Below are 363 nucleotides of genomic sequence, written 5' to 3'. Positions count from 1 at the left end.
GCGGCGGCCAGCCCCTCGGCCGCGTCCGCCCAGTCGGCCGTCCGGACGGGCACGCCGAGCCGCCGGCCCCACTCGCGCATCTCGTCGGCGCGGGCGGACGAGCGGACGTACGCGGTGACCTCGCCGGTGCAGATCCGCGCGAGGGCGGCCAGCGCCGAGGAAGCCGTGGCCCCCGCCCCGAGGATCGCCGCGGCGGGCACCTTCTCGACGCCGCGCTCGTGCAGGGCCGCGACGATCCCGGGGATGTCGGTGTTGTCGCCGAGGCGGCGGCCGTCCCGGGTGAGGACGACCGTGTTGACCGCCTCCACGGAGGCGGCGGTGTCGCTGACCGCGTCCAGCAGCGGGATGACCGCCCGCTTGTGC

1 pseudogene is annotated in these 363 nt (G+C 78.0%); it reads right to left on the bottom strand.

Annotated elements, in window-relative coordinates:
• Positions 1-363, bottom strand: a pseudogene (locus ACFV0Q_RS27610) (shikimate dehydrogenase); the annotation flags it as partial.

It is taken from the genome of Streptomyces sp. NPDC059564 (genome assembly GCF_042735575.1).
Classification (GTDB): Bacteria; Actinomycetota; Actinomycetes; order Streptomycetales; family Streptomycetaceae; genus Streptomyces.
The sequence above is the reverse complement of the archived record's forward strand: the minus strand, read 5'-3'. Positions and strand labels throughout refer to the sequence as shown.